The 25,400-nt window shown below is 39.9% G+C and carries 27 protein-coding genes; 20 read left to right on the plus strand and 7 right to left on the minus strand.

Going from position 1 to position 25,400, the window contains the following annotated elements:
• Nucleotides 1-7: 7 nt before the first annotated feature.
• Nucleotides 8-421 carry a nucleoside-diphosphate kinase gene (gene ndk / locus MTT09_RS02585; RefSeq protein WP_002942517.1) on the minus strand — a complete coding sequence of 138 codons (414 nt, stop codon included), beginning with the start codon at nucleotides 419-421 and terminating at the stop codon, nucleotides 8-10.
• 102 nt (nucleotides 422-523) lie between these two features.
• Nucleotides 524-808: an NADH-quinone oxidoreductase subunit I gene (locus MTT09_RS02590; protein ID WP_002942606.1), complete on the minus strand. Its 285-nt coding sequence runs from the start codon at nucleotides 806-808 to the stop codon at nucleotides 524-526.
• A 173-nt stretch (nucleotides 809-981) separates the two neighbouring features.
• Here MTT09_RS02590 and uvrA point away from each other — a divergent pair, with 173 nt between their 5' ends.
• Nucleotides 982-3,810, plus strand: coding sequence for an excinuclease ABC subunit UvrA (gene uvrA, locus MTT09_RS02595; protein ID WP_429802407.1), 2,829 nt, complete (start codon nucleotides 982-984; stop codon nucleotides 3,808-3,810).
• A gap of 119 nt (nucleotides 3,811-3,929) precedes the next feature.
• On the opposite strand, the gene rpmA is transcribed toward uvrA, so the two are convergent.
• From rpmA to MTT09_RS02610, 3 genes are all read right to left on the minus strand, one after another.
• Entirely contained in the window at nucleotides 3,930-4,187 is a 258-nt protein-coding gene (rpmA, locus tag MTT09_RS02600; RefSeq protein ID WP_002942569.1) for a 50S ribosomal protein L27, read from the minus strand.
• 11 nt (nucleotides 4,188-4,198) lie between these two features.
• A complete protein-coding gene (gene rplU, locus MTT09_RS02605) occupies nucleotides 4,199-4,513 on the minus strand; it encodes a 50S ribosomal protein L21 (protein ID WP_002942523.1) in 315 nt (104 codons plus the stop codon).
• Between the two features lie 107 nt (nucleotides 4,514-4,620).
• Nucleotides 4,621-5,583 (minus strand): hypothetical protein, encoded by a 963-nt coding sequence (locus MTT09_RS02610; protein ID WP_429802409.1) that lies wholly within the window; start codon nucleotides 5,581-5,583, stop codon nucleotides 4,621-4,623.
• A 144-nt stretch (nucleotides 5,584-5,727) separates the two neighbouring features.
• Between MTT09_RS02610 and flhB the strand changes: the two genes are divergently transcribed.
• Entirely contained in the window at nucleotides 5,728-6,801 is a 1,074-nt protein-coding gene (gene flhB / locus MTT09_RS02615; protein ID WP_103630863.1) for a flagellar biosynthesis protein FlhB, read from the plus strand.
• A 44-nt stretch (nucleotides 6,802-6,845) separates the two neighbouring features.
• Here flhB and MTT09_RS02620 read toward each other — a convergent pair whose 3' ends face one another.
• Nucleotides 6,846-8,513, minus strand: a complete 1,668-nt coding sequence (locus tag MTT09_RS02620) for an anaerobic C4-dicarboxylate transporter (RefSeq protein ID WP_429802411.1) — start codon at nucleotides 8,511-8,513, stop codon at nucleotides 6,846-6,848.
• A 333-nt stretch (nucleotides 8,514-8,846) separates the two neighbouring features.
• Between MTT09_RS02620 and MTT09_RS02625 the strand changes: the two genes are divergently transcribed.
• Nucleotides 8,847-9,284, plus strand: coding sequence for a DUF2809 domain-containing protein (locus MTT09_RS02625; protein ID WP_429802413.1), 438 nt, complete (start codon nucleotides 8,847-8,849; stop codon nucleotides 9,282-9,284).
• A gap of 88 nt (nucleotides 9,285-9,372) precedes the next feature.
• Here MTT09_RS02625 and polA read toward each other — a convergent pair whose 3' ends face one another.
• Nucleotides 9,373-12,009: a DNA polymerase I gene (polA, locus tag MTT09_RS02630; RefSeq protein WP_429802415.1), complete on the minus strand. Its 2,637-nt coding sequence runs from the start codon at nucleotides 12,007-12,009 to the stop codon at nucleotides 9,373-9,375.
• A 176-nt stretch (nucleotides 12,010-12,185) separates the two neighbouring features.
• Here polA and obgE point away from each other — a divergent pair, with 176 nt between their 5' ends.
• The 17 genes from obgE to MTT09_RS02715 all read left to right on the plus strand — a co-directional run bounded on the left by obgE (nucleotide 12,186) and on the right by MTT09_RS02715 (nucleotide 25,379).
• Nucleotides 12,186-13,244 (plus strand): GTPase ObgE, encoded by a 1,059-nt coding sequence (gene obgE / locus MTT09_RS02635; RefSeq protein WP_103617711.1) that lies wholly within the window; start codon nucleotides 12,186-12,188, stop codon nucleotides 13,242-13,244.
• A gap of 23 nt (nucleotides 13,245-13,267) precedes the next feature.
• A complete protein-coding gene (locus MTT09_RS02640; RefSeq protein ID WP_429802417.1) occupies nucleotides 13,268-13,603 on the plus strand; it encodes a hypothetical protein in 336 nt (111 codons plus the stop codon).
• Between the two features lie 16 nt (nucleotides 13,604-13,619).
• Nucleotides 13,620-14,525 (plus strand): methionyl-tRNA formyltransferase, encoded by a 906-nt coding sequence (gene fmt / locus MTT09_RS02645; protein WP_103617713.1) that lies wholly within the window; start codon nucleotides 13,620-13,622, stop codon nucleotides 14,523-14,525.
• Between the two features lie 24 nt (nucleotides 14,526-14,549).
• Nucleotides 14,550-15,338: a bifunctional hydroxymethylpyrimidine kinase/phosphomethylpyrimidine kinase gene (gene thiD, locus MTT09_RS02650; RefSeq protein WP_429802420.1), complete on the plus strand. Its 789-nt coding sequence runs from the start codon at nucleotides 14,550-14,552 to the stop codon at nucleotides 15,336-15,338.
• Between the two features lies 1 nt (nucleotide 15,339).
• A complete protein-coding gene (locus MTT09_RS02655) occupies nucleotides 15,340-15,975 on the plus strand; it encodes a biotin--[acetyl-CoA-carboxylase] ligase (RefSeq protein WP_429802422.1) in 636 nt (211 codons plus the stop codon).
• A complete protein-coding gene (locus MTT09_RS02660; RefSeq protein WP_002939402.1) occupies nucleotides 15,972-16,754 on the plus strand; it encodes a ParA family protein in 783 nt (260 codons plus the stop codon). Before MTT09_RS02655 ends, MTT09_RS02660 begins: the two co-directional genes overlap by 4 nt.
• Before the next feature lie 15 nt (nucleotides 16,755-16,769).
• Complete coding sequence (locus tag MTT09_RS02665; RefSeq protein WP_009294347.1) at nucleotides 16,770-17,630, plus strand: ParB/RepB/Spo0J family partition protein; 861 nt, start codon at nucleotides 16,770-16,772, stop codon at nucleotides 17,628-17,630.
• Nucleotides 17,631-17,725: 95 nt separating this feature from the next.
• Complete coding sequence (locus tag MTT09_RS02670) at nucleotides 17,726-18,148, plus strand: FoF1 ATP synthase subunit B' (protein WP_009294346.1); 423 nt, start codon at nucleotides 17,726-17,728, stop codon at nucleotides 18,146-18,148.
• Between the two features lie 9 nt (nucleotides 18,149-18,157).
• Complete coding sequence (locus MTT09_RS02675; protein ID WP_012001332.1) at nucleotides 18,158-18,670, plus strand: F0F1 ATP synthase subunit B; 513 nt, start codon at nucleotides 18,158-18,160, stop codon at nucleotides 18,668-18,670.
• Nucleotides 18,670-19,200, plus strand: a complete 531-nt coding sequence (locus MTT09_RS02680) for a F0F1 ATP synthase subunit delta (protein WP_002939419.1) — start codon at nucleotides 18,670-18,672, stop codon at nucleotides 19,198-19,200. The genes MTT09_RS02675 and MTT09_RS02680 overlap by 1 nt, the downstream gene beginning before the upstream one ends.
• A gap of 14 nt (nucleotides 19,201-19,214) precedes the next feature.
• Nucleotides 19,215-20,732, plus strand: coding sequence for a F0F1 ATP synthase subunit alpha (atpA, locus tag MTT09_RS02685; protein ID WP_107916438.1), 1,518 nt, complete (start codon nucleotides 19,215-19,217; stop codon nucleotides 20,730-20,732).
• Between the two features lie 9 nt (nucleotides 20,733-20,741).
• Nucleotides 20,742-21,629 carry an ATP synthase F1 subunit gamma gene (atpG, locus tag MTT09_RS02690; protein ID WP_002939426.1) on the plus strand — a complete coding sequence of 296 codons (888 nt, stop codon included), beginning with the start codon at nucleotides 20,742-20,744 and terminating at the stop codon, nucleotides 21,627-21,629.
• Between the two features lie 11 nt (nucleotides 21,630-21,640).
• Nucleotides 21,641-23,038 (plus strand): F0F1 ATP synthase subunit beta, encoded by a 1,398-nt coding sequence (gene atpD, locus MTT09_RS02695; RefSeq protein WP_002939420.1) that lies wholly within the window; start codon nucleotides 21,641-21,643, stop codon nucleotides 23,036-23,038.
• 18 nt (nucleotides 23,039-23,056) lie between these two features.
• Nucleotides 23,057-23,446: an ATP synthase F1 subunit epsilon gene (atpC, locus tag MTT09_RS02700; protein WP_002939398.1), complete on the plus strand. Its 390-nt coding sequence runs from the start codon at nucleotides 23,057-23,059 to the stop codon at nucleotides 23,444-23,446.
• Nucleotides 23,447-24,031: a MotA/TolQ/ExbB proton channel family protein gene (locus MTT09_RS02705; RefSeq protein WP_009294341.1), complete on the plus strand. Its 585-nt coding sequence runs from the start codon at nucleotides 23,447-23,449 to the stop codon at nucleotides 24,029-24,031.
• Nucleotides 24,032-24,430 (plus strand): biopolymer transporter ExbD, encoded by a 399-nt coding sequence (locus MTT09_RS02710; protein WP_002939405.1) that lies wholly within the window; start codon nucleotides 24,032-24,034, stop codon nucleotides 24,428-24,430.
• A gap of 1 nt (nucleotide 24,431) precedes the next feature.
• The gene (locus MTT09_RS02715) at nucleotides 24,432-25,379 is read left to right on the plus strand and encodes a TonB C-terminal domain-containing protein (RefSeq protein ID WP_002939376.1); all 948 of its coding nucleotides are present in this window, start codon (nucleotides 24,432-24,434) and stop codon (nucleotides 25,377-25,379) included.
• Nucleotides 25,380-25,400: the final 21 nt, after the last annotated feature.

A 25,400-nucleotide genomic window follows, 5' to 3' on the forward strand; every position in this document is an offset into this window, starting at 1 on the left:
TCCAAAATTAGCAAATTTCTCTTGAAGCAAAGAAGAAATTTATCTCATTTACAGCATTTTCTAGGCTGTCACTTCCGTGAACTGCATTTGCGTCAATGCTATCAGCAAAATCAGCTCTGATAGTGCCAGGAGCTGCTTCTTTTGGGTTAGTTGCGCCCATTAGCTCGCGGTTTTTAGCAACTGCATTTTCGCCTTCTAAAACCATAACTACAACTGGTCCGCTTACCATAAAATCAACTAGATCGTTGAAGAAAGGTCTATCTTTATGAACTGCATAAAATGCTTTTGCATCGCATTTGCTAAGTTTAATTTTCTTTGCAGCTGCGATTCTTAAGCCGTTGCTTTCAAATCTATCTATAATCTTTCCAACAACATTTTTCTTAACAGCGTCAGGCTTAATAATAGAAAGTGTTCTTTGCATAAATTTTCCTTAAAATTTAGGTTATTTAAATGAAGTTGGCAATTATATCAAATAAAGCTTAAAAATAAAATAGGCTCAAATTTGAGCCTAAATTTTGTAAATTTATTGGATAACTGGAGTGCTGCCAGTGCGAGCGTCAGCGCCGATTTGATCACGTGAAGGTTGTCCTGCTACTACGGCGTCCCAAACGATGCAGCCATCAGTTGGACAGGCAGATGCACAAGCTGGCTCATCGTTGTAGCCTACGCACTCAACGCATTTGTTTGAATAAACATAGTATGTATCTGCTCCAGTTGGGTTGTCGCTATCATCTACAATAGCTGAAACTGGGCACTCATCGATGCATGAACCACAGCTTATGCATATATCGGTTATTTTTACAGACATTTTTTCTCCTTAAATAAAATTTTGGTGTAGAATATCAAAAAAAACTGAAAATGATATAAATATACTCTTAAATTTTCATAGCATACTTAATTTCTCTAAACTACTTTATAAAGTTTTTATCACTTTTAGACTAAATTTACAGATTAAAATTTTAAAAAGGTCGTATAAATTTAATGAATGATACTATAAAAATAACTGGCGCGCGCGAGCACAATCTTAAAAATTTAAACCTTGAAATTCCTAAAAACAAACTAGTAGTTTTTACCGGTCTTAGCGGTAGTGGCAAGAGCACACTAGCCTTTGACACGCTCTATGCTGAGGGGCAGCGCAGATATATGGAGAGTCTTAGCAGCTACGCTAGGCAGTTTTTAGATCGCGTGGGCAAGCCTGACGTCGATAAGATCGAGGGTTTAACGCCTGCTATTGCGATCGATCAAAAGACAACCTCTAAAAACCCTCGCTCAACGGTTGGCACGATCACTGAAATTTATGATTATCTAAGGCTTTTATACGCAAGGGTCGGCGTACAGCACTGCCATAAATGCGGCAAACCTATCTCAAAAATGAGTGCGAGCGACATCATAAATGAAATTTCAAAGCTCCCACTTGGCGCAAAAGTGATCATCTATGCGCCGCTAGTGCGTGAGAAAAAGGGCACATGGGCGGACTTGATCGAAAATTTACGCCAAAAAGGCTTTGTAAGGGCGCAGATAGATGGCGTGGTGGTGAGGCTTGACGAGGAGATCGAGCTTGCAAAAACGAAAAAACACACGATAAAGGTCATCGTTGATAGGATCGCCATCGACGAGCAAAATCACGAACGCCTTGCAAGCGACGTGGAAAAGGCGCTAAATGAGAGCTTTGGCGAGGTCGAGATAGAGATCGCAAATGCCGACGAGCTGGGCTTAAAAGAGAGTTTTATACATTACAGCGAGCACATGGCTTGTTTTGACTGCAAAATTTCATTTACGCCACTTGAGCCGCTAAGCTTTAGCTTTAACTCGCCAAAGGGCGCTTGCGAGCACTGTGACGGACTTGGCATAAGGTATAGCCTAGATATGAGCAAGATCATCGACGAGGAAAAGTCGATAGAAAACGGCGCGATCAAGCTACTTTATGGCTACAATATGAGTTATTACTATAAATTTTTACTTGCGTTTTGTGAGCAAAATGAGATCGACATTAAAAAGCCATATTATGAGCTTAGCGAAGATGAAAAGAGGCTCGTTTTATATGGCAACGTCAAGGAAGTTTCGTTTTTTTGGAAGCGAAATAAGCTTCTTAGAAAATTTGACGGAGTAGTTAAAATTTCACACGGACTTTTGAAGGATTATAAGGACTTTGACGAGTATATGAGTGAGAAAATTTGTGACGCTTGCAACGGCCACAGACTAAAGCCTCAAAGTCTAGCGGTCAAGGTCGCTGGCCTTGGGCTTGGTGAAATTTTAGATATGAGCATAGAAAACTGCACCGCCTTTTTCTCAAATGAGAAAAATTTTGCCTATCTTAGCGACTACGACAAGGCGATCGCAAAGCCCATCTTAAAAGAGATCAACGAGAGGCTTTTCTTTTTGTATGACGTGGGACTTGGCTACTTGTCGCTTGGGCGTGATGCTAGGACGATCAGCGGTGGCGAGGCACAGCGTATAAGGATAGCGAGCCAGATAGGAAGTGGGCTAAGTGGCGTCATGTATGTGCTTGATGAGCCAAGTATCGGACTTCATGAGCGAGATACGTTAAAACTCATAAAGACGCTTAGAAATTTACAAGCCAAAGGCAACTCTGTAATCGTCGTCGAGCATGATAAAAAGACGATAGAGGAGGCTGATTATATCGTAGATATCGGCCCTGGAGCTGGTAAATTTGGCGGTAGTGTGGTCTTTGCAGGCACAGCAAAAGAGCTTTTAAGCTCAGACACTCAGACTGCACAATACATAAATGGTAAGAAAAAGATCGACTATCAAAAAAATAGAAAAGCTGAGAAGTGGCTTGAAATTTCAAATGTAAATATCAACAATATCTCAAATTTAACCACTAAATTCCCACTTAGAAATTTAGTTGGCATCACTGGCGTATCAGGATCTGGCAAGAGCTCTCTAGTGCTTCAGACCTTGCTCCCAGAGGCGCAGGAGCAGCTAAATAGAGCTAAAAAAGTGAAAAAAATAGCTGGGGTAAATTTAAGCGGACTTGAGAATTTAGACAAGGTCATATACCTCGATCAAAGCCCGATTGGCCGCACCCCACGCTCAAATCCAGCGACTTATACTGGTGTGATGGATGAGATAAGAAATTTATTTGCGCAGACTAAAGAGGCCAAGCTTAGAGGCTATAAAATAGGGCGCTTTAGCTTCAACGTCAAAGGTGGGCGCTGCGAGAAGTGCCAAGGCGAGGGCGAGATCACGATCGAGATGCACTTTTTGCCTGATATCAACGTGGTTTGTGACGTTTGTAACGGCGCTAGATATAACGCTCAGACCTTGGAAATTTTATACAAAGGCAAAAACATCGCTGAGGTGCTAAATATGAGTATAGATGAGGCGGTTGAGTTCTTTAAGGCTGTGCCAAAGATCGCTTCAAAGCTCACCACGCTGCAAGACGTGGGGCTTGGCTACATCACGCTTGGACAAAACGCAGTCACTCTTAGTGGCGGCGAGGCGCAACGCGTAAAGCTAGCAAAAGAGCTTAGTAGAAGCGACACTGGAAATACGCTTTACATCCTTGATGAGCCAACGACGGGACTTCATTTTGCCGATGTTGATAGGCTAGTAAAGGTGCTAAATCACCTGGTCGATCTTGGAAATTCTGTCTTTGTGATCGAGCATAATATGGATGTCATCAAAAACTGCGACTATATCGTAGATATGGGACCAGAAGGCGGCGCAAAAGGCGGTAAAGTGATAGCTTGTGGCAGTGTCAAAGAGGTAGCTAAAAACTACAAAAAAACTGGCAGCTACACAGGGGAATTCCTAGCGCAAGAGCTTGCTTTGTTAAAAGCGAAATAAAATAAATTTAATAGTTTGGTGTTTTGCTAAAATGCCAAGCTATATAATAAGTAAGATAAATTAAATTTGTTAAATTTTGGGTGGATTTAAAAAGAAAAAAGGGGCAAACGCCCCTGGGATTATGCAGCTGGATAAACAGATACTTTTTTTCTGTTTTTATCAAGTCTTTCAAATTTTACAAAGCCATCAACTAATGCAAAAATAGTGTGATCTTTGCCAAGACCTACGTTGTTTCCAGCGTGAGTTGCTGTTCCTCTTTGGCGGATGATTATATTTCCAGCACGAACGAACTCGCCACCAAATTTCTTAACACCTAATCGGCGTCCGATACTATCACGGTTATTTTGGGTTGAACCTTGACCTTTTTTGTGTGCCATATCTTATCTCCTTAAGCTGCGATACTTACGACTTTTACACGTGTAAATTGTCTTCTAAAGCCGCGTTTTAGTTTTGAGTCTTTACGTCTGCGTTTTTTGTAGATAACTACTTTTTTGTCTTTGCCTTCATTAACGACCTCAAGAACAACTTTTGCACCCTTAACAAATGGCGCACCTACCTTTACTTCGCCGTCATTTACAGCTAAAACTTCTGTAATCTCAACGGTTGATTTAGCTTCAGCGCTAAAGTGATCTAGCTTAAGGAACTCGCCCTCGCTAACACGATATTGCTTACCGCCATGCTTAAATATAGCGTATTTTGACATACTCTACCTTTCTAAAATTTGGTAAGACCAAAAAGCACTTTTTTGCAAAAGATTTATGGAGCTTTGTTGGTTGTAAGGTGTGAATATTAGCCAAAAGTTTATAAATTCTACTTTAATGCCCCTGATCTTATGATCTCATCAGCTAAATTTCTTATCATAGATGTGTGATCTAGGAAAAATGTTTTGTCATTTGGCAAATGTGGCTGATATATCAGCGTTTTGGTTACTGGTGCGCTTAAGATCACATTTATCAGTTCAAGCTCAGGCGGAAAAACAAAATAAAGTTTTGGCTTGGGAATTTCGTTTTGAAAGAGACTCTGCGCATAAAATTTACTAAAATTTTCATTTTTTGGTAGCTTTATCTCTTTAAAGAGTTCAAGCGGTAAAAAATAGCGCGCCAAGGCATGAAGTCCGTGTGCAAAAATGTAAAGTCGTTTTTCAAATTTAGGTGCATCTGTCCTACCAAAAGTGGAGCAAAATTTCTGCAAATGCTCGCTCATAGCAGCCGTATCTTTTTCATGCAAGGCAAGCATAAATTTAACCGCCTCTCTTTCATTTGCTGGCTTTTTGGATTCTGCAAAAGTGCGAGCCTTTTCTAGGGCAGGGGCGAGTAAATTTTCATCTTGCCAAAGCATCGCTGTGAGCAAATCATGCATAACACATAGAAATTTATAGCCGTTTTTGCTAGGTGGCAAGCCTTTTGGAAAGATCCTTGCCATACTATTTGTGTCGCCACAAGCGATAGCAAAAAATGCTGGTATGAGCTTTTCGCACTGGTCATATCCGCCGCTGCATCCTGGGAGTAAATTTAGCTTAGCGTATTGAAAGATGAGATCATTTAGTGCATCGGCGTCACCCTCAGCTAGGCACTTTTCAAGGCAAAAGTCGTAGCGTCTAGCTCTTGAAAAAGAGAGTAATCGTATGAGCTCACATAAAAAGTCGTATTCGTTTAAATTTTTCTCTTTTATCTCGGCGTAAATGCTTGCATACTCGTCTAAAAGCAGCTCTTTATCGCTTTTTGGCGGTTTTTTGGCTTTAAAAATATTAAACAAGCTTTCTAAAAATGACATTTTGCGTCTCCTTATTTTTGCTAATTTTAGCCAAAAACGCCTAAAATGGCTTAGTTTTTTGGCTCACAAAAAGTTAAATTTAGCGGATAGTTTAACCGCATTTTGGCTATAATCGCCCCAAATTTAAGCAACCTTAGGACAAAAATGGCAGGCGAAGATCAGGAAAAAACCGAAGAAGCGACCCCCAAAAAGATAGAAGACGCCAAAAAGGATGGCAACGTCCCCAAAAGTCAGGATCTATCAGGCTTCGTGACCCTAGTTATTGCTATTGGCGTGCTGCTTGCGATGCTAAATTTCATGAAAGATCAGGTCATCTCGCTTTACATCTACTACTCTAAATTTATCGGTCAGCCACTGACTTTGCCAACGGTAAAAATGATCGTTGTAAATACCTTTGGCAGGGCTCTTTTGATGATCCTGCCAGTTTGCATCTGCGTCGCGGTTGCCGGCATAATCGCAAATGTAATGCAGTTTGGTTTTATATTTACCACAAAGCCTATAACGCCAAATTTTGGCAAGATAAATCCGCTAAAAGGGCTAAAAAATTTATTTTCAATGAAAAAGGCGATCGAGAGCGTCAAGATCGTCGTTAAGGTAAGCATCGTCTTTGGAGTTGGATTTTACTTTTTCTTGCAGTTTATAAAAGAGCTTCCGCACACGCTCTTTTTTTCTATGTTTGATCAGCTCGTGTGGCTAAAAGAGAAGCTCATCATCCTAGTTAGCGTCATGCTTTTTATACTTTTTGTGATCGGTCTTGCTGACTTGCTCATCGTGCGTTTTCAGTATTTTAAAGACCTTCGCATGAGTAAGCAAGAGATCAAGGACGAGTACAAGCAGATGGAGGGTGACCCGCAGGTTAAGGGCAGGATCCGCCAAGCGCAAATGCGTGCAGCCAAGCGCCGAATGATGCAAAATATCCCACAAGCTGACGTCGTCATCACAAATCCAACTCACTACGCTGTGGCGATCAGATACGACAAAAGCCGTGACGAAGCACCGATAATACTTGCTAAAGGGGTTGATTTCTTAGCGCTTCAGATAAAAAAGGTAGCGGTTGAAAACGGGGTGCAAATTTATGAAAATCCACCTCTTGCAAGGGAGCTTTATAGAGTTTGTGAGGTCGATGATACGATACCAGCGCACCTTTTTAGGGCTGTGGCTGAGGTGCTAAGCTTTGTTTATATGAGTAATAAGCAGAAATTTCAAGATAAACTTTGATGAAGAAATTTCTTGCCACCAAAAGGCAGCAAGAAATTTATCTATTATAGATAGCCAAACGCAGTAGCGAAGATATAGCCAAATATACAAGAAACTATAACGCCGATAAGTCCTGGCAATATGAAGCTGTGGTTGATAACAAATTTACCAATGTGCGTTGTACCACTTCTGTCAAACTGAATAGCCGCAAGGTCGCTTGGATATGTTGGAAGGATGTAGTATCCGTAGCAAGCAGGTGCGAAAGCTAGAATGATAGCTGGGTTAACGTCGATGTTTAGTGCTAATGGCACGAATGCAACCAATGCTGCAGCTTGAGAATTAACAAATTTAGAGATGATAAGTAGCATAACCGCATAGGTCCAAGGATGCTCTTTTACGATGCCACCAAGTGCTTCTTTCATCATTGGAGTGTGTACTGCAAACATAGTCTCAGCCATCCAAGAGATACCAAATACCGCAACAAGAGCGATCATACCTGATCTAAAGATCTCGTTTTTACCGATCTTACTAGCATCTGTTGGAGTGAAAATCAAGATGATTGCACCTGTGAAAAGCATGAAAATTTGGATAACATGAACCATGCTTAAGCTCTTTGAAGAGGCTAGTTTGTTGCTTATGTTGATATAAGCGCCTTGAAATTCCTCTTTTGCACCTTTTTCATTTATATATGTTACTGCACCATCAGCTGTGCGAGTAAGAGTTTGTGTGCCGTCTTTGCCGATGATTTTAACTGATTGAGCTTTTTGATTTGAGTTTAGCTTATCATTTGAAACTTTTAACTCAGCAGCTTCAGTTTGGATGCTGGCGTCTTTTATCTTTAAGGTTTTTAAGACTTTTTGCTCAGTTGGAAGGTTTGCTATTACTTGAACGACTGTTGCGTCTTTATAAGTAGTCCAGCTTGGGCGAAGATCTTTAAAGTATCCAAGAAGTGCGACTACAAGGATAGAGCCTAAAAATATCCACATTGCAGCCCACTGGTGCATAGGAAGTTTTTTGCCTAGAAGTGTTGCGCTATCGCCATAAACGTATTTTTTAAACTCAGGGTCTTGAAGTTTTGCTTGAAAGACTTCGTCTTTATCAAGGTCTTTGCCTCTAAACCAGCTAAAAATACCTATCGCCAAAACGCCACAAAATGTTGATGGGATAGTGATCTTTAAAAGGTCTAAGTATCCATCAAAGCCAGCTAAGTGAGTTTTAGCGTTGATAAGAAAGCTAGTAAGGGTTACAACAGCGACAGAAACTGGGCTAGCGATGATACCCATTTGTGAAGCTATCGAGCTTGCAGCCATAGGACGCTCTGGGCGGATGCCGTTTTTGATAGCGATGTCATAAACGATAGGAAGTACTGTGTAAACAACGTGTCCAGTTCCGCATAAAATAGTAAGCGTACAAGTTACAAACGGAGCTAGGATACTTACGTATTTTGGGTTTTTTCTAAGTATTGATTCAGCTATTTGAAGCATGACGTCAAGACCGCCGCTGGCTTGAAGTGTCGCACTAGCCACAACAACGGCTAAAATGGTTAGCATAACGTCGATAGCAGGCTTGCCAGGCTCGATGTTAAATCCAAAAACTAAAACTATAAGACCGATACCGCCTAGCATACCAAGCGCGATACCGCCCTTCTTTGCCCCATAAAAGAGACAGACGAGGACGATGAGAAGCTGGATAGCAAACTGCGTACCCTCACCTAAATTTGTGAGAAATTCCATGAAACCTCCTAAGTTAAATGTAAATTTATTGTTTATTATATCCCTTATACTTTTAGATTAAACTTATATTTTAAGATTAATTTGACAAAAGCGAGAGTTTTGCATTAGATAAAAGCTTGTGTTAGGTGATTTTGGTCTAAATTTCTGCATCATTACCACTCTTTCGAAATTTATAAATTTTACTTTGTATAAACTATAAAATCTAAAATTTTTATACTTTGTTTTTAAAAATTATTAATAAAAAAATTTAAGTTTTATTTTATATATTTGTAAAATTTGAGAAGTATTTTTTATATGTGTTAAAATCTGTGAGATAAATTTAAAAGGATAAATTTGAAAAAAGCTGCTAAAGAAACCATAAATTTGCCTATAAAAAAAGATGAGTTTAGCCAAAAGAAAAGAGCAGGCTGGGCGGCGACCGGCGTTATTATTTTGGCGATAGAAATTTACATCGCTATCTTTATAAAAGGCGGTTTTATAAGGCACTATATCGGCGATGTGCTGGCTACTGCGATGCTTTATGCGTTTGGACGAGCTATAATATTTAAGGTAACTCCTATAAATTTAGCCATTTGCGTCTTTGTCATTTCGCTTTTTATAGAAGCCTTACAATACCTCAAAATTCTTGAAATTTTAGGTGTCAAAAGCTCAATATTGCGGATAATTTTTGGTGGGACATTTGACTTTACAGACATTATTTGCTACTTAGCTGGCTGCATTTTGGTTTATATGTTTGAAAATTTATCTATGCAAAAAAACAAAGCTTGGTAAATTTAGATACCTAATTCATATATGCTTTTTATTTTAAAATCAAATTTGACTAGCTCGCTCAAATTTAAATGAGCTAGTCAAAATTGCTCTATTTTAGCTCGCCCCAGTTTTTGGCGATATTTAGCGATGTTTTAAGTGGTACATTTAACGTGTAAATTTCCTCCATCGTCTTTTGCGTCGCCTTGCCAAATTCCTGTGCAAATTCGTCTTTGACCTCGAAAATTAGCTCGTCGTGGATCTGAAGCAACATTTTTGCGTTTTCATCTAAATTTGCTCTAACTTTTACCATTGCCATCTTGACAAGGTCTGCTGCTGAGCCTTGAAAGACCGTATTTACCGCTTCGCGTTCAAACATGGCTATTTGCATAGGTGTGGCACTTTTAAAGTCAAAGTAGCGCCTTCTGCCAAGTAGCGTCTGCACAAAGCCATCGTTTTTGGCTGAAATTTTTATGCTCTCTAAAAACTCTTTGATCGTCGCAAACGCCTTAAAATAGCGCTCTATATACTCTTTTGCCTCAGCCCTTGTGATATTTACTTGATTTGCCAGCTTGCTTGAGCCCATGCCATAAATTAGGCCAAAATTTATACTCTTTGCCACGGCTCTATTTTGCCCATCGCTGCTACCAAATATGCTAATAGCTGTCCTTGCATGGATATCCTCGTCATTTTTAAACGCTTCAAGCAACGCAGGATCACGGCTAAAGTGAGCTAGTAGCCTAAGCTCGATCTGGCTGTAGTCAAGTCCCACAAAACTATACCCTTCGCGCGCCTCAAAGCACTCTCTGACATCCTTTGCGAGGCTGCCGCGTGCTGGGATATTTTGCAAATTTGGATTTTTACTTGAAAGCCTGCCAGTGCTTGTGCCAGTTTGTAAAAAGCTCGTGTAAATTCGCGAGCCCTCATCCTTTTTCGCAAGCGCTAAAAGTGGCTCGCAGTAGGTACTTTGCAGTTTATATAGCTCGCGGTAAGCTAAAATTTTCTCTATCACTGGATGAGCGTCTGTAAGCTCAGCTAGCACGCTCTCATCGGTGCTATATCCTGTTTTTGTCTTCTTTTTGGTTGGAAGCTTTAGATGCTCAAAAAGTATAACGCCAAGCTGTTTTACGGAGTTTATGTTGAAATTTTCGCCGCTTAGCTCGTAAATTTCACTTGTTAGCGCCTTTAGTTTGGTGTCGTTTTCAAGGATGAGCTTTTGCATCTTAGCTTCATTTATCTTGATGCCATTTTGCTCCATGTCAAAGAGCGTGAGGATAAAAGGAAACTCGTGCGTGTCGGCAAGGGCGAGTAAATTTTTATCAAGCGTATTTAAAAAAGTTTTATAAAACTTAAGCGTTATCCAAGCATCCTCGCTTGCGTATTTAGCGGCATTTTCTAGCGGCACATCGCCAAAAGTCTGCCCTTTTTTGACCACATCTTCAAATTTGATCGTGTCGTAGTCATATAGCCTCTTTGCCAGCGCGTCCATGCCGACACTTGAGTTTGGATCGCTAAGCCACGCAAGTATCATCGTGTCTTTAAAATTTGCAGGCGGATTTAGCCCAAGATTGTTTTTCACGATCTCAAAGTCATACTTTAAATTTTGTCCGATCACGCAGCCTTTATAAATTTGCCCTACCGCCCAAGTGGCAAATTTTAGGTCTATTTGCTTTGGCGCGCCTAGGTAGTTGTGGGCCACTGGCACGTAGTAGGCGTCCTCGTCGTTAAAGCAAAAGCTAAAGCCAACGATCTTTGCGCTCTTGCTATCAACGCCCGTGGTCTCCGTGTCAAAGGCGACGATGGTCTCTGGCGTAACGCTTGAGAGCAGTTTTTCGATGCTTGCCTCATCAAGTAGTAAATTTGCTCTAAAACCAAGCTTAAATTCAGCATTTTCCTCTTTTTGCAAGCTTTTAAGAAGCCTGTTTAGATCGTACTCTTTTAAAATTTCTGAGATGTTTATCAAAGGATTTTGCTCTGGAAATTTAGAGTGCTCAAGATCAAGTGAAGTGATCGCATCATCAAAGAGCGTGGCTAGTTTTTTGCTCAAAAACGCCTCATCTCTTGCGGCTGCTAGCATATTTTTGGTGCGCTCGTTTCTAAGAAGGGCTAAATTTTCATAAATTCCCTCTAGGCTACCATACTCGGCCAAAAGCTTCTTAGCTCCCACTGCGCCGATACCTTTGACGCCCGGGATGTTGTCTGAGCTATCGCCTGCGATGGCTAAAAAGTCCCTCACCTGAGCTGGATAGACGCCATATTTTTCAAAGCAGCTAGCGCTATCGTGGTCGATCTTGCTTTGTGGGCTGTAGATGCTCACTTTGCCGTCCTCTATAAGCTGGTAAAGGTCTTTATCGTGCGTGACTATTCGCACAAATATATCTTTATCTTTGCAAATTTTAACCGCACTTGCGATGATGTCATCAGCCTCGTAGCCCTCGCGGCTAAGGCTGTAAAGCCCCATTTTTTCTATCATATCTATACAAACTGGCAGCTGCTCTTTTAGCTGTGCTGGCGGCTCGCTTCTGTTTGCCTTGTATTCGCCCAAAATTTCGTGGCGCAGGGTCTTGCCCTTGCTATCAAGTGCGAAGATGAGGTAGTCGCTTTGGTACTCATCTTTTAGGCTCGCTATGAAATTTGCAAAGCCACTTATCATGCCACTTGGTTTGCCATCTCTGTTTTTAAGCCCGCTCATAGCGTAGTAAAGCCTAAAAAAGAAGCCAAAAGTATCAATAATCGTAAGTGTTTTCATTCTCTATCCTTTTTGCGCCATTTTATGAAATTTAGGCAAAAATTTGGCTGATTTTCTAAATTTATAAGATGCTAAAAACAAAGTGAGATTTTAAACGCAAAACAAATTTTAATCATTTAAAAGATATAATCTCGCCTAAAATTCAAACTAAATAATAGATAAATTTAAGGTAAAAAATGTTTATAGATAGCGTGAAATTAACCCTGAGCTCAGGCCACGGCGGAGCTGGTGCAGTAAGCTTTCGCCGCGAAAAGCACGTCATTTTAGGTGGCCCAGACGGCGGTGACGGCGGTGACGGCGGAGATGTCTATTTTGTCTGCGACAATAACACCCACACACTGGCAAACTACAAGGGTAAAAGGGCGATGAGAGCGAGCGACGGCGAGGCTGGCATGGGCAGACGCATGACTGGCAAAAAAGGCGAGAGCTTAGAGCTCATCGTGCCACCAGGAACGGCAGTCTATGACGCGCAGACAAACGAGCTGCTTTGCGACATGGTAGAGGAGGGGCAAAGGACGCTATTTTTAAAAGGCGGCAAGGGCGGACTTGGAAATTTTCACTTTAAAAACTCTATCAATCAAGCCCCAGAGTACGCTCAAAAGGGCATGCCAGAAGAGAGCGTAGAGGTTAGGCTCGAGCTAAAGCTGATAGCTGACGTGGGCCTTGTTGGCTTTCCAAATGTTGGCAAATCAACCCTCATCTCAGCCGTCTCAAACGCCAAGCCACAGATCGCAAACTACGAATTTACCACGCTTACACCAAAGCTTGGGCTTGTCGAGGTCGATGAGTTTAGCGGCTTTGTCATGGCTGACATCCCTGGCATCATCGAGGGAGCGAGCGACGGACGCGGTCTTGGCGTGCAGTTTTTAAAGCATATCGAGAGAAATAAAATTTTACTTTTCATGATAGATAGTGCGAACTACAGAAGCATGAGCGAGCAGTTTAGCGTGCTAAAAGAGGAGGTGGCTAAATTTTCAAGTGTGCTTGCTAGCAGGGACTATGCTATCGCTATAACCAGAGTCGATGCGGCTGAAAATTTAGATGAAAATATAAAAGAATTTATGAAAAACATAAATTTAGAGCCAAAACAAGTTGGTAAATTTGTCTATAAGCAAGACCTATACAGCTTTGACGCAAAAAAACCATACTTTGTTTTGCGGGTCTCTTCAGCGACAAATGAGAACATCGACGAGCTTAAATTTGCACTGCTTGAGCTGCTAAAAAAAGAGCTTTAAACTTAAAAAATTAAGAAGATAAAATGAAGAAAGTTTTTTGCATTGTGCTATTTTGTCTTGGTGCATATAGCTGTGATCCAGCGGATCCAGTATATATGTTTTTAGATTTTAATGACATAGATCGTGACGGCACGCTAAATTTAGATGAGTGGAGAGCATGTAAGGCGCCATCTGAACTTAAAATAGCGCCAGATCTATGCACTAGTGATGAATTTAAAAGGCTGGATCTTGATCGTAGTGGCAAAGTTAGCGTTGATGAGCTAAGAAATTTGGTATTGCAAAAGATTAGCTGGCAGAAAGATCCATGCGCCTCTTGGCCGCCAAGCAGGCAAAACGCAGATCAAAATAAAAGTCGTTGAAATTTAAAGGAAAGTGATGAATGTAGTTTTTATGGGGACGCCTGATTATGCCGTTAGGATACTTAGGCACCTAAAAGAGGCTGGCTTTAACATAAAAGCGGTCTTTACCCAGCCTGATAAGCCAGTTGGCAGAAAGCAAATTTTAACCCCAAGCGAGGTTAAAATTTACGCACAAAATGAGCTAGTAGGCGTACCAGTCTTTACGCCAAATACGCTAAAAGATGAGGCGGTGGTTGCCGAGCTAAAGACATTTGAGCCTAAATTTATCGTAGTGGCAGCTTATGGCAAAATTTTACCCCAAAGCGTTTTAGACGTCGCCACCTGTATAAATTTACACGCTTCGATCTTGCCAAAATATAGAGGTGCTAGCCCTATACAAAGTGCGATCCTAGCAGGTGAGAAGCAAACAGGCGTGACTGCAATGCTAATGGACGCTGGCCTTGACACTGGTGATATGCTAGACTTCATCTACACGCCTTGCGAGAGTAAGATGTCAAGCGAGCTTTTTAGTGAGCTAGGCGAACTAGGCGGCGAGCTAATCGTAAAAGTGCTTAAAAATTTTGAAAATTTAAAGCCACAAAAGCAAGACGAGAGCAAGGCCACGCACTGCAAAAAGATAAGTAAAAGCGACGGACTTTTTAGCTTTGATGAAGAGGCGGGGCAAATTTATAATAAATTTCGTGCGCTCACACCTTGGCCGGGGCTTTATCTGGAAAGCGGACTAAAAATTTTATCGCTTGAGCTAAGCGAAAAAAGTGGCAAAAGCGGAGAAATTTTAAGCGTAGAAAAGGACCACGTCGTGGTTGCTTGCAAGGGCGGGGCGGTCAAAATTTATGAGCTTCAAGAGCCAAGTAAAAAGCCAACAAACGCAAAAGCATATATAAATGGTAAGCGCCTTAGCGTTGGCGACAAGATAGAGTAATAATCAAATTTAATAGGAGAAAATATGAAAAATGCGCTAAGTATAGCAGGGGTTGATCCAAGCGGTGGAGCTGGAGTTTTAGCTGATATAAAGGTCTTTATAGCACACGGTGTATATGCGATGGGAGCGATCACAGCGGTCACTGCTCAAAATACAAAGGGCATATTTGGCATGCAGTTAGTTGAGCCAAAGCTCATCGAGGATCAGATAAAAGCGATATTTGATGATATAAGAGTTGATGTAATAAAAATAGGCGTTGTCCCAAGCGTTGAGATCATAAAATGCGTCGCAAAAACGCTAAGAGAGATCAAAAATTTACCACCAGTCGTGCTTGATCCTGTCATGAGCTGTAAAAATGGCGACATCTGGCTAGAGGGCGCTGCAAAAGACGCGATCGTGGAGGAGCTTTTCCCACTTGCGAGCGTGATCACGCCAAATATCTTTGAGGCGCGCGAAATTTTAAAGCGTGAGCTAAAGGGCGAGGGCGAGCTAAAAGAGGCTTGCAAGGAGCTTTTGAAATTTGGCACAAAGAGCGTCTATCTAAAATGTGGCGAGATAGAAGGCAAGTCGCTTGATATATTTTATGATGGCAAGGAATATGAAATCTTTAGCGACGAGCGCATAAAAACGACCGCGACACACGGTTCAGGCTGCTCGCTATCAAGTGCGATCGCTTCAAATTTAGCAAATGGTCATAGTCTAAAAGAGAGCGTGAAAAACGCGCATGATTATATCTTTAACGCTATCAAAAATGCTGTCATCATCGGTGGCGGACAAAATCCAGTAAATCACTTCTACAAATTTAAGGTGTGATTTGAAGGTTGAGTTTTTTCAAAGCCTGCCTTCGACGCAGGAATTTTTGATAGAAGCCCTAAAAAACGGCGAGATAAAGCCCCCGCACATGATCATAGCGCACAATCAAACAAAAGGGATCGGCAGCCGCGGCAACAGCTGGGAGGGGCTTGGCGGAAATTTGTTTATGTCATTTTGCATAAGCGAAGATGAGCTGCCAAGCGACATACCTCCGCCCTCGATCTCGATATATTTTTCTATGCTGATGCGTGAAGTCTTGAGCGAACTTGGCTCAAAGTGCTGGCTAAAATGGCCAAATGATTTTTACGTAGATGATCGCAAAATAGGCGGTACTTTGACAAATAAAGTGGATGAAATTTACATTTGTGGCATGGGGATAAATTTAGCTAGTGCGCCCGAAAATGCGGGCATTTTGGATATCAAAACTAGCGTAAATGAGCTAGTTTGGGGCTTTGTTAGCATGCTTGATAAAAAGATTTTATGGAAGCCAATTTTTAGCAAATTTAGGATAGACTTTTGCAAGTCAAAAAGTTTTATTACGCATATTGCAAATAGAGCTGTTTCGCTTCAGGATGCTGAAATTTGCGATGATGGAGCGATATTATTAAATGGGGAAAAGGTATATTCGTTAAGATGAGCGAGATAATAACAATAGCTAACCAAAAAGGCGGCGTTGGCAAGACCACAACGGCCGTAAATTTAGCCGCATCACTGGCGGTTGCTGAGAAAAAAGTATTATTAATAGACATCGATCCACAGGCAAACGCGACGACTGGACTTGGTTTTAGCAGAAGCGACTACGAGTTTAACATCTATCACGTCTTAACAGATAGAAAAAAACTCTCACAAATTGTGCTAAAAACTGAGATCCCAACGCTTTTTCTAGCTCCGTCAAACATCGGACTTGTCGGCATCGAGCAAGAATTTAACGATCAAAGCAAAGACTATAAACTAATCCTTAAAAACAAAATTTCAGAAGTTGTAGACGACTATGATTTTATCATCATCGACAGTCCTCCAGCGCTTGGCAGCATCACGATAAATGCTCTTAGCGCAAGCGATAGTGTGATCATCCCTATCCAGTGCGAATTTTACGCACTTGAGGGCTTGGCGCAGATCCTAAACACAGTCAAGATCATCAAAAAAACGATAAATCCAAAGCTAAATATAAAGGGCTTTTTACCGACTATGTTTAGCTCGCAAAATAATCTCTCAAAAGAGACCATTGCAAATTTAAAGCAGCATTTTGAAAATAAGCTCTTTAAGAGCAAGGACGGCAAAGAGGAATTTGTGGTCGTTCCAAGAAATGTAAAACTTGCTGAAAGCCCAAGTTTTGGTAAGCCAGTGATACTTTATGATATAAAGTCACCAGGCTCGATCGCATATCAAAATTTGGCATATTGTATTTTAAACTAAAAAATAAGGAAAAAAATGGCGAAAAAAGGTGGATTAGGGCGCGGACTTAGCGCGATACTTGAAGATGTAGAGCAGGCCTACAGCAAAGAGATCGCAAATTTAAACGACTCTGAGATAGTCGAAGAGATAAATATAGATGAAATTTTACCAAACCCTTACCAGCCAAGGACGCATTTTGACGAAGAGGCTTTAAAAGAGCTAAGTGCTAGCATCAAAAGGCACGGACTAATACAACCAATAATCGTCATCAAAAAAGATGATGGCTATATGCTAATAGCTGGTGAGCGTAGATACCGTGCCACAAAGATGCTTGGAGCAAGCAAGATAAAGGCGATCATCGCTGATATCAAGTCTCAAAATTTAAGAGAGCTTGCGCTTATCGAAAACATACAACGTGAAAATTTAAATCCAATCGAACTTGCAAAGTCATATAAAGAGCTCATAAATGAGTATAAGATCACACAAGATGGCTTAGCAAACATCATCCATAAGAGCAGAACCCAGATAACAAATACAATGAGACTCTTGCTACTTAGCGACTACACGCAAAGACTTTTGCAAGAAGACAAGCTCACGCAAGGCCATGCTAAAGTCATCGTGGGGCTTAGCAGTGAAGAAGAAAGAATGGTTGTTGATACGATCATCGGACAAAAACTAAGTGTTAGAGATACAGAAATCTTAGTAAAAAAGATAAAAAATAAAGAAGAAGTAAAAGAGCCAAAGCCTCAAATTTCAGAAGAAATGAGCAAAAAATTATCAAATTTACAAGAAATTTTTAAAAATTTAAAGATAAAAACAAAAGTAAAATCTAAAAATTTAATATTAGAATTTAGCGATATTTCACAGGTAGAAGAATTTATCGCTAAGCTAAAATAGAATTACAAATTTATTTTTATTTTTAGTAATTTATTGTAAAATCAGACTTTGATTTGAATATTAAACAAAACTTAATAACAAAATAAGGAGAGTGGATGTTAGAAATAGACGTGCCATTGATGCTTTTAACGGCTATCGTTCTCTTTGTCTTGATCGCCATTTTAAATCCTTTGCTATATAAGCCAATGCTTAAATTTATAGATGACAGAAATGCCTCTATAAAAAATGACGAAGAGAGCACTAGCAAAAATGCAAGCGACTTAAGCGTTCATGAAAAAGAGATCGAAGAGATCATACAAAATGCAAGATCTGAGGCTAACAAAATAAGACAAGAAGCCTTAAATTTGGCAAAAGAAGAGTCTTTAAAAGAGATAAATGCGGTAAAAAGTAGTTTAGAGGCTGATTATAATGAGTTTTTAAACGCTTTAAGCTCTCAAAAAGATAGCCTAAAGGCAGATCTATCAGCTAAACTACCTGAGCTTAGAGCAGCTTTAAATGCTAAACTCTCTAAAATTTAAAGGAAATTTATGAAGATAAAAATTTTATTTTTTCTAGCACTTCCATTTCTAGCATACGCTAGCGAGCATGGTGGAACAAACTACGACATAGTCGAGAGAACGCTAAACTTCTTACTTTTCTTTGCTATTTTGGTCTATTTTGCTGCTAAGCCACTAAAAGCTCTTTATCAAAGTAGGATCGATAGGATCGCAAATAAGCTTGAGAGCATCCAAGAGAAGCTTCGTGAGTCAAAAGCTAAAAAAGATGACGTTTTAAAGCGTGTAGAAGAGGCTAAGCAAAATGCAAATGCTCTAATAGAAACTGCGAAAAAAGAGGCTGTAAATTTAGCTGCTAAAGTTAAAAAAGAGGCTCAAAACGATATCGCAAATATCGAAAAAGGCTATAAAGAGCAAAAAGAATTTGAAGAGCGCAAGATGACAAAAGGTGTTGTAAATGAAATTTTGAGCGATATTTTCTCAAGTGATAGCCTAAAAGTCGATCAAAAAGAGCTTGTAAATATCATACTTAAAAAGGTTAGCTAATGAATGAAGTAGTAGCTAAAAAATACGTAAAGGCGATTTTAAGCGACGTAAAGTCCAATGAACTTAATGCATTTGTTGAAAATTTATCAGAGCTAGCTGCTGCTTTTGCTAGCGATAAATTTAAAAGCATTATAAGTTTGCCGACATTAAAGGCTTCACAAAAGGTTGAATTTGTACTATCTTTGGTTAAAAATCAAGATGCTAAATTTGCAAATTTTATAAAGCTTCTTGGTGCGAACAAAAGACTAGAGCTTATACCTGCGATACTAGATGAGATGAAGATAGAGCAATCTTTGCTTGAAAATACATATCGCGGCGAAGTTGTTGGAAATTTTGATCTAAGCGCTGAGCAGCTAAAAGCTTTGGAAGAGAATTTCTCTAAGAAATTTAACTCTAAGATCAAGCTTGATGGCTCAAAGAGCGATTACAACGGTGTAAAAGTTGAGTTAGACGATTTAGGTGTCGAGGTAAATTTCTCTATCGACAGACTAAAAAGTCAAATGAGTGAATATATATTAAAAGCAATTTAAAAAGGAGTGAAAGCGTGAGTGCAAAAATTAAAGCTGACGAAATTAGCACGATAATCAAAGAGCGTATTGAAAATTTTGATTTAAGTGTTGATGTAGAAGAGACCGGTAAAGTCATCTCAGTCGCTGATGGCGTTGCTAACGTTTATGGTTTGAAAAACGTTATGGCTGGCGAGATGGTTGAGTTTGAAAGCGGCGAAAAAGGTATGGCTCTTAACCTTGAAGAGAGCAGTGTTGGTATAGTTATCCTTGGAAAAACTAGCGGTATCACAGAAGGAAGCTCTGTAAAAAGACTAAAAAAACTTCTACGCGTTCCAGTTGGCGACGCATTGATCGGCCGTGTTGTAAATTCACTCGGTGAGCCAATCGACGCAAAAGGTCCAATCGAAGCTACTGAATCTCGCTTTGTTGAAGAAAAAGCAAAAGGTATCATGGCTAGAAAGAGCGTTCATGAGCCACTTCAAACAGGTATCAAAGCGATCGATGCACTTGTGCCAATCGGTAGAGGCCAAAGAGAGCTAATCATCGGCGACCGCCAAACTGGTAAAACAACAGTTGCTATCGATACTATCATCAACCAAAAAGGTCAAGATGTTGTTTGTATCTACGTAGCTATCGGTCAAAAACAATCAACCGTTGCTCAAGTCGTTAAAAAACTTGAAGAATATGGCGCTATGGACTACACGATAGTTGTAAATGCTGGTGCTAGTGACGCAGCTGCGCTTCAATACCTTGCACCATACGCTGGCGTAACAATGGGTGAATACTTTAGAGACAACTCTCGCCACGCGTTAATCATCTATGATGACTTGTCAAAACATGCGGTTGCTTACCGTGAGATGTCTTTGATCTTAAGAAGACCACCAGGTCGTGAAGCTTACCCAGGTGACGTTTTCTACCTTCACTCAAGACTTCTAGAAAGAGCAAGTAAGCTAAATGACGCGCTAGGTGCCGGATCTTTAACAGCTCTACCTATTATCGAGACACAAGCAGGCGACGTTTCAGCTTATATTCCAACAAACGTTATTTCTATTACAGATGGTCAAATTTTCCTTGAGAGCGACCTATTTAACTCAGGTATCCGCCCAGCGATCAACGTTGGTCTTTCTGTATCTCGTGTCGGTGGTGCAGCTCAGATCAAAGCTATCAAGCAAGTTTCTGGTACGTTAAGACTAGACCTTGCTCAGTACCGCGAACTACAAGCTTTTGCTCAGTTTGCAAGCGATCTTGACGAGAGCTCAAGAAAACAACTAGAGCGCGGACAAAAGATGGTTGAAGTACTAAAACAACCTCCATATTCTCCGCTTCCAGTTGAGAATCAAGTAGTTATTATATTTGCTGGTGCTAAGGGCTATTTAGATGACGTTGCAACTACAAATGTAACAAAATTTGAAGCTGAGCTATATCCATATATCGAGGCAAAATACCCTGAAATTTTTGAGCAGATCAGAACTAAAAAGGTTCTTGATAAAGAAGTAGAAGAAATTTTACATAAAGCGTTGAAAGATTTTAAAGCGACTTTTGCCGCTAACTAGGGCTAAGATATGTCAAATTTAAAAGATATAAAACGAAAGATCAAGAGCGTCCAGAACACTCAAAAGACGACGCGTGCGATGAAGCTTGTCTCAACAGCAAAGCTTCGCAAAGCTGAAGAGGCTGCACGCTACTCTAGAGTCTACGCACTTAAGATCAATGAGGTTTTATCGGAGATAGCTTATAAGATCAATCAATACGCTTCAGTTATGACTGAGAGTAAATTTTTTAACACAACAAAGAGTGTAGAAAAGGTTGATATTATATTTGTTACCGCTGATAAAGGGCTTTGCGGTGGCTTTAATGTCCAGACCATAAAGACAGTTAGGCGCATGATCGATGAGCTAAAAGCCAAAAAGATCAAAGTTAGACTAAGAGCTGTTGGTAAAAAAGGCATTGAATTTTTCAATTTCCAAGGCGTTGAACTACTTGAGACTTATGTTGGAGCTAGCTCTTCTCCTACATATGAAAAAGCTCAAAAGATCATAAAAGATGCCATTGATGACTTTACAAATGGTATAACAGATAAGGTTGTGCTAATACACAATGGCTATAAAAATATGATTTCTCAAGAGATTAGAGTAAATGATATTGTGCCTATTGAGCCGTCTAAGATAGTTGCGGTTGAGACAAATTCTTTGATGGAATTTGAGCCAGAGGACAACTATACTAAGATTATGGATGAATTGCTTAATAAATATTTTGAGTATAGTATGTATTATGCTTTAGTTGACTCTTTAGCGGCTGAGCACAGCGCTAGAATGCAAGCTATGGATAATGCAACAAACAATGCTAAACAACGCGTCAAACAGTTAAATCTTGCTTACAACAAAGCAAGACAAGAGTCTATTACCACTGAGCTTATCGAGATCATCAGTGGTGTTGAATCAATGAAATAAAAGGAGTATGAATGAAGGGTGTTATTAGTCAAGTTATGGGCCCTGTGGTCGATGTTGACTTTAATGACTACTTGCCGAAGATCAATGAAGCTATCGAAGTTTTCTTTGAGGTTGAGGGCAAGAAACATAAACTAATATTAGAAGTTGCTGCTCACCTAGGTGATAATAGAGTTAGAACGATCGCTATGGATATGAGTGAGGGTCTGACTCGTGGTTTAGAGGCTAAAGCGCTTGGTGCACCTATAAGTGTGCCAGTTGGCGAAAAGGTTTTGGGTAGAATTTTTAACGTAGTTGGCGATTTGATCGACGAGGGCGAGGGTATAAATTTTGATAAGCACTGGTCTATCCACCGCGATCCTCCTCCATTTGAAGAGCAAAGTACAAAGAGCGAAATTTTCGAAACTGGTATCAAGGTAGTTGATCTTCTAGCTCCTTATGCAAAGGGTGGTAAAGTTGGTCTATTTGGTGGTGCCGGTGTTGGTAAAACAGTTATTATTATGGAGCTTATCCACAACGTTGCGTTTAAGCATAGCGGTTACTCTGTATTTGCAGGCGTTGGCGAGAGAACTCGTGAAGGAAACGACCTTTATCACGAAATGAAAGAAAGTAACGTTTTGGATAAAGTTGCCTTGTGCTATGGCCAAATGAACGAGCCACCAGGAGCAAGAAACCGTATCGCACTAACTGGACTTACAATGGCTGAGTACTTCCGTGATGAGATGGGACTTGATGTTTTGATGTTTATCGATAACATATTCCGTTTCTCTCAATCAGGCGCAGAGATGTCAGCTCTACTTGGACGTATCCCATCAGCTGTTGGTTATCAGCCAACTCTTGCAAGTGAGATGGGTAAATTCCAAGAGAGGATCACATCAACTAAAAAAGGTTCGATTACCTCTGTTCAAGCTGTTTATGTTCCAGCGGACGACCTTACAGACCCGGCTCCTGCAACTGTTTTTGCTCACCTTGATGCTACGACAGTTCTTAACAGATCGATTGCAGAAAAAGGTATCTATCCAGCTGTTGATCCACTTGATTCAACATCAAGAATGCTCGATCCTCAAATTTTAGGAGCAGATCACTATAAGGTAGCTCGCGGCGTTCAAGCTGTGCTTCAAAAATATAAAGACCTTCAAGATATCATCGCTATCCTTGGTATGGACGAGCTTAGCGAAGAAGATAAGCTAACAGTTGATAGAGCAAGAAAGATAGAAAGATTCTTGTCTCAACCATTCTTCGTTGCTGAAGTATTTACAGGTAGCCCTGGCAAATATGTAAGTCTTGACGAAAATATCGCTGGCTTTAAGGGAATTTTAGAAGGTAAATATGATCATCTACCAGAAGCAGCATTTTATATGGTTGGAAATATAGATGAGGCTTTAGCTAAAGCTGAAAAACTTAAGGCTTAAATTTAAAAAGGAAGCGTAATGGATAAATTACATTTAGAGATCGTAACTCCTCAAGGTCAGATATTTAATGATGACGTGAGTAGTGTAGTGCTTCCAGGTAGCGAGGGTGAGTTTGGTGTTTTGCCAAACCACGCCTCATTAATATCTCTTTTAAAAGCAGGTATTATAGATATAGAAGATAAGCATAAAAAGCATGATGTAGTTGCTATTAACTGGGGCTATGCAAAGATCGACGAAGGCAAGGTAGTTATACTAGCTGACGGTGCGGTCTATGTCTCTGGCAATAGCGAAAGTGAGCTTGCAAATTCATTAGAAGCTGCTAGAAATTTGATAGAGAGTATGAGCAGTGATACAAATGCTTTTGCAGCAACTATATCAAAAATGGAAAATGTAGTGAGAGCAAGATAAGTGGGCGGAATAGATATATTTTTAAATTACATTCAAAGAAGTAGCTTTATTACAATTATAGTTTTAACTTGGTTGTCAATATATTTTATAGTTAGTTTTACAATTCTTTTTTCAAGAATGGCTGGCATAGGAGCTTGGCAAAAACGCGAGCAAAATGCGCTAGAAGCACTACTTATGGGCGCTAAAAATATACCAAATGACTCATCTTTAAAGAAGTGTGCAAGTGGTAGAATTTCGAAAGAAAAGCTAAATGTTTGCATAAGCATTGCCGAAAAAAATGCTACAAGTGGGCTTACATGGCTTAGTGTAATAGCTTCTACTTCTCCATTTATCGGTCTTTTTGGAACAGTTGTATCTATCTTGGAGACATTTTCACAGCTAGGAAATGGTGCAGGTTCATCTCTTGGAGTTATAGCCCCAGCTATTTCAGAAGCGCTTGTTGCGACAGGTTGTGGAATTTTTGTTGCGATCCCAGCATATACATTTAACTTGCTTATAAAAAGAAAAGCTTACGAATTAATGAGCGTTATCGAGCGTCAAGCTGACGTTATGATAGCACTTAAAAAAGATGACGAGACGTTATAGATGGCTCTTAAATTTGACGACGAAACACCAGAGTTAAACATAACGCCTCTTGTTGATATCATGCTTGTTTTGTTGGCTATTTTAATGGTTACAATGCCAACTATAACATATCAAGAAGATATAACATTGCCAGATGGCTCAAAGGCAAAAACATCTACGTCTAAACAAAAAGATCTTATAGTCTCTATAAATGCACAAGGACAAGTTAGAATAGATCAAAGTACAATGAGCCTTGCAGAACTTCCAGATAACATTGCACTAATGAGTGCAAAATATGATAAAACCTCGCCTATATACATAAAGGCTGATAAAAATTTAAAATACGATGATGTTATGTTTGTATTAAAGACTTTAAAAGGTGCTGGTTTTAATAAAGTAGCTTTAGAGACAAACGGTTAAGATGCCTAATAAAGTTAAATTTCCAACGCTTAGTTCATTTTTTGTAGCGTTTTGTATTTACATTATCATTGTGCTTGCTTTGTTTATAAAGCTTACTTTTTTTAGCGAACCTCCTAAAAAATATACTGATGACAAAGATGCTATTATGGATGTAGTTATGGTTGATAGAGAAGTTGATCAAACCATAAAAGCGCCAAAACAAGCAAAAGAGGTCGTAAAAGAGACAAAACCAGAACCTAAAAAAGAGTCAGAAGAAGATAAACAAGAGACTACAAATAAACCTGTTGTGCCAGATGAGCCATTACCAACCCCAAGCTTGCCAACTCCTCCAAAAGAAGAGCCAAAACCTGAGCCTAAAAAACCAGAACCAAAGCCTGAAATCCCAAAACCTAGCGAAGAGCCTAAAGAGGATGTCAAACCAGAGCCAAAACCTGAACCTAAACCTACGCCAAAGCCAGTTGAAAAGCCAAAACCAAAAGAGCCAAATATAAAAGATCTCTTTAGCGACATAGACTCGACTAAGCTTAAAAAAGATGATGGTATAAAAAAGGCTGAGAATAAAGTGCAAAGTCGCAAAAAAAGCGAGGCTTCTAGCTCAAAAGCTGCAAAAGAGGCTAGCGACATAATTAAGAGTTTAAAGATAGATCAAAACCCAACAGCTCCAAAGTCACAAATGACCGGCACTTATGATCCATTGATGGGAGCCATAACAAAACAAATTCAAAGAAGATGGCAAAGCTATAAAGCTGACTCTGCAAACCTTGCCAAAGTAAAAGTCATGATAGATCAGAGTGGAAATTTCAGCTATGAAATTTTAGAGCTATCATATAATGAAGAGTTTAATGCAAAGGTTAGAGAGTGTCTGGAAAAGCTTACTGCAGAGAAATTTCCATTTAATCCAGACAAAAGTACTACTTTTAATTTAAATTTAGAAGATAAAATAAACTAAAATTTATAAATTTACGGAGTA

The sequence above is a fragment of the Campylobacter concisus genome (genome assembly GCF_050447505.1).
In the GTDB taxonomy this organism is placed as follows: Bacteria; Campylobacterota; Campylobacteria; order Campylobacterales; family Campylobacteraceae; genus Campylobacter_A; species Campylobacter_A concisus_BP.

Bases quoted from the DNA above. Each gene is read 5' to 3' on its own strand.
- ndk (WP_002942517.1), bottom strand. From the start codon at position 421: ATGCAAAGAACACTTTCTATTATTAAGCCTGACGCTGTTAAGAAAAAT.
- MTT09_RS02590 (WP_002942606.1), bottom strand. From the start codon at position 808: ATGTCTGTAAAAATAACCGATATATGCATAAGCTGTGGTTCATGCATC.
- uvrA (WP_429802407.1), top strand. From the start codon at position 982: ATGAATGATACTATAAAAATAACTGGCGCGCGCGAGCACAATCTTAAA.
- rpmA (WP_002942569.1), bottom strand. From the start codon at position 4,187: ATGGCACACAAAAAAGGTCAAGGTTCAACCCAAAATAACCGTGATAGT.
- rplU (WP_002942523.1), bottom strand. From the start codon at position 4,513: ATGTCAAAATACGCTATATTTAAGCATGGCGGTAAGCAATATCGTGTT.
- MTT09_RS02610 (WP_429802409.1), bottom strand. From the start codon at position 5,583: ATGTCATTTTTAGAAAGCTTGTTTAATATTTTTAAAGCCAAAAAACCG.
- flhB (WP_103630863.1), top strand. From the start codon at position 5,728: ATGGCAGGCGAAGATCAGGAAAAAACCGAAGAAGCGACCCCCAAAAAG.
- MTT09_RS02620 (WP_429802411.1), bottom strand. From the start codon at position 8,513: ATGGAATTTCTCACAAATTTAGGTGAGGGTACGCAGTTTGCTATCCAG.
- polA (WP_429802415.1), bottom strand. From the start codon at position 12,009: ATGAAAACACTTACGATTATTGATACTTTTGGCTTCTTTTTTAGGCTT.
- obgE (WP_103617711.1), top strand. From the start codon at position 12,186: ATGTTTATAGATAGCGTGAAATTAACCCTGAGCTCAGGCCACGGCGGA.
- MTT09_RS02640 (WP_429802417.1), top strand. From the start codon at position 13,268: ATGAAGAAAGTTTTTTGCATTGTGCTATTTTGTCTTGGTGCATATAGC.
- fmt (WP_103617713.1), top strand. From the start codon at position 13,620: ATGAATGTAGTTTTTATGGGGACGCCTGATTATGCCGTTAGGATACTT.
- thiD (WP_429802420.1), top strand. From the start codon at position 14,550: ATGAAAAATGCGCTAAGTATAGCAGGGGTTGATCCAAGCGGTGGAGCT.
- MTT09_RS02660 (WP_002939402.1), top strand. From the start codon at position 15,972: ATGAGCGAGATAATAACAATAGCTAACCAAAAAGGCGGCGTTGGCAAG.
- MTT09_RS02665 (WP_009294347.1), top strand. From the start codon at position 16,770: ATGGCGAAAAAAGGTGGATTAGGGCGCGGACTTAGCGCGATACTTGAA.
- MTT09_RS02670 (WP_009294346.1), top strand. From the start codon at position 17,726: ATGTTAGAAATAGACGTGCCATTGATGCTTTTAACGGCTATCGTTCTC.
- MTT09_RS02675 (WP_012001332.1), top strand. From the start codon at position 18,158: ATGAAGATAAAAATTTTATTTTTTCTAGCACTTCCATTTCTAGCATAC.
- MTT09_RS02680 (WP_002939419.1), top strand. From the start codon at position 18,670: ATGAATGAAGTAGTAGCTAAAAAATACGTAAAGGCGATTTTAAGCGAC.
- atpG (WP_002939426.1), top strand. From the start codon at position 20,742: ATGTCAAATTTAAAAGATATAAAACGAAAGATCAAGAGCGTCCAGAAC.
- atpD (WP_002939420.1), top strand. From the start codon at position 21,641: ATGAAGGGTGTTATTAGTCAAGTTATGGGCCCTGTGGTCGATGTTGAC.
- atpC (WP_002939398.1), top strand. From the start codon at position 23,057: ATGGATAAATTACATTTAGAGATCGTAACTCCTCAAGGTCAGATATTT.
- MTT09_RS02710 (WP_002939405.1), top strand. From the start codon at position 24,032: ATGGCTCTTAAATTTGACGACGAAACACCAGAGTTAAACATAACGCCT.
- MTT09_RS02715 (WP_002939376.1), top strand. From the start codon at position 24,432: ATGCCTAATAAAGTTAAATTTCCAACGCTTAGTTCATTTTTTGTAGCG.